Source organism: Mycobacterium sp. (genome assembly GCF_035653355.1).
Taxonomy (GTDB): Bacteria; Actinomycetota; Actinomycetes; order Mycobacteriales; family Mycobacteriaceae; genus Mycobacterium.
The window spans coordinates 1-2,095 of the sequence record NZ_DASRBZ010000330.1 but is presented as its reverse complement, the minus strand read 5'-3'; the positions used below and the strand labels follow the sequence as shown (position 1 = coordinate 2,095).

The window sequence follows — 2,095 nt, the reverse complement described above, 5'->3', positions numbered from 1 at the left end:
CCTGGTGAATCTCCCCGTGGTGGGCCGAGTCGAAGTTCCACGACCGGAGCAGCTGGCCTATTACGGCGGCTTGGCGGCGCTGGCCATGTTCGAGCTCATCGACTGGCCGGTCGCCCTGGTCATCGCCGCCGGACACATCATGGCCAACAACCACCACAACAAGCTGCTCGAGCAGCTCGGCGAAGCCATGGAAGAGGTCTGACGCTACCGCGCCACCGCGCGGTGGAACTGCAAGGTGATTCGAGTGCCGTGCGCGGTGCGCACCGTGTCGACGTGATTGGCGAGTCCGTTGATCAGGGTGAGTCCCCGGCCGCCCTGCTGCATGCGGAGGCTCGCCGCGGAGTCGTCCGACCACTGACCGGAGTCGCTGACGGTCGCGGCCACGGTGTCACCGCGCAGGAACGCCTCGACGGACACCGTTCGCCGGGCATCACAGTGGCTGCCGTGCTCGATCGCGTTGGTGACCGCTTCAGCGGTCGCCAACACGATGTCGTGTTTGCGGCTCGGGTCGACACCGATGCCGCTCAGCCAACGGCCCAGCTCTTGGCGTGCCTCGCGGATGCGTGACGGCTCAGCGGGCAGCACGGTGGCCAAACTCCGGGCGGTGCTGTGGCGGGGCCGCAGCGCCAGCAGCACCACGTCGTCGGTGTAGCCGCCGGGCGGACGCATCCGCTCGAGCAGCTGGGCGCAGATGTCGCCGACCGGCCGGTCCGCACAGTGCGCAGCCGCCTGCCGCAACCGAGCGAATCCGTGGTCGAGGGTGTCGCCGGGACGTTCGATCAGCCCGTCGGTGTAGAGCAGGATCAGGCTGCCAGGCGCTAGCTCTGTCTGCGCCGGGCCGTCAGCGGCCGGGTTCGCGCTTGCGGCTACCGGCGGGCGTCGACCGGCCTGAAGGAACACCGGTGGACCGTCCGGCGGGACCAGCAGCGGATAGGGGTGACCCGCGCTTGTGTAACTCACTGTGGCAGCGCCGATCTCGCTGTCTGCGTCGACGACGGCGTAGGTAACCGTCGCGCACCGCCCACCCGCCACCGTCGCCGCATAACGGTCCAAGACGTTGAGCACCGCCCCTGGATCGGGCTGAGTGAGGGCCGTTGCGGCCACCGCGGCGCGCAGCCTGCTCATCACGATCGCGGCAGATAAGCCGTGTCCAACCACGTCTCCGACAGAAATGCCGACCCTGTTGGGGCGATCGAGCGGGGTCACCAGGTACCAGTCGCCGCCGACCCGCATCGCCTCCCCTGCGGGCTGGTACACCGCCGCAACCACCGCCGCCGTCTGGCCGCGGTCGAGGTCGAGAAGTTGTTCCTGGAATTCGACGGCGATATGGCGCTCCCGCTCCAGGGCGCAAATCCGGTCCAATGCCAACTGAGTGAGCTCGGCGGTCCGAGCGAACATGTCGAGCTCGCCCGGGTCGAACTGCCGCGGTGCGGGCCACAGCAGCCCCAGCGAGCCGATGACGCGTCCGCCGTGGTCGCGCAGCGGCTGGCTGACGCAGGCTCGAACACCGCTTTCGGTTTGCTGAACGATGTGCTGATAGCGCGGGGGCAGCGCGAAGGTGTCGGGGATGATCATGGGCTCGCCGGTCTTGATGACGTCGACCGGCACCAGCGGCGCATCCAATGACGCGACGTGGTACCGGTCGCGGGATTCGGCGGGAACCGCACCGGCGAATTCGAAGCGCACAATATTCGCTTGCCGGTCGAGCACACCGAGCGCGATCACCGCGGGAGCGTCGCATCCGCCGAGCGACGAACCAGACAGGGCGTTGAGGATCTCGCTCATCGAGTCGGCGGACTGCAGCGCCGCGTCGAGTTCGGCCAACGCGGCGGCGCGTCGCACCTCCGCTTCCCGCTGTCGCCGACTGGCGCGCTCGCGGGCCGCCGCCGACAACCGCGCCGCCACCCGATCGATGAGCTCCCGGGAGCGGAAGGGTTTGGGCAGGTAATCGTCTGCGCCGCCGGCGTAGCCTTCGCTGACCGCTTCGGCGCCGGCCCTGGCCGACAACATCAACACCGGCGTCGCCGCCAGCTCCGAATCCGCGCGAATCGCCGACACGAAGCTGAACCCGTCCAGCTCCGGCATCATCACGTCG

At 69.0% G+C, this 2,095-nt stretch carries 2 protein-coding genes; one reads left to right on the top strand and one right to left on the bottom strand.

Annotation, left to right across the window (positions count from 1 at the left end):
• Positions 1-202, top strand: a 202-nt coding sequence (locus VFA16_RS11460) for a hypothetical protein (protein WP_324967923.1), incomplete at its 5' end; no start/stop codon positions are given.
• A gap of 2 nt (positions 203-204) precedes the next feature.
• Here VFA16_RS11460 and VFA16_RS11455 read toward each other — a convergent pair.
• Positions 205-2,095 (bottom strand): SpoIIE family protein phosphatase (locus tag VFA16_RS11455; RefSeq protein WP_324967922.1); only part of this gene is annotated, 1,891 nt, incomplete at its 5' end.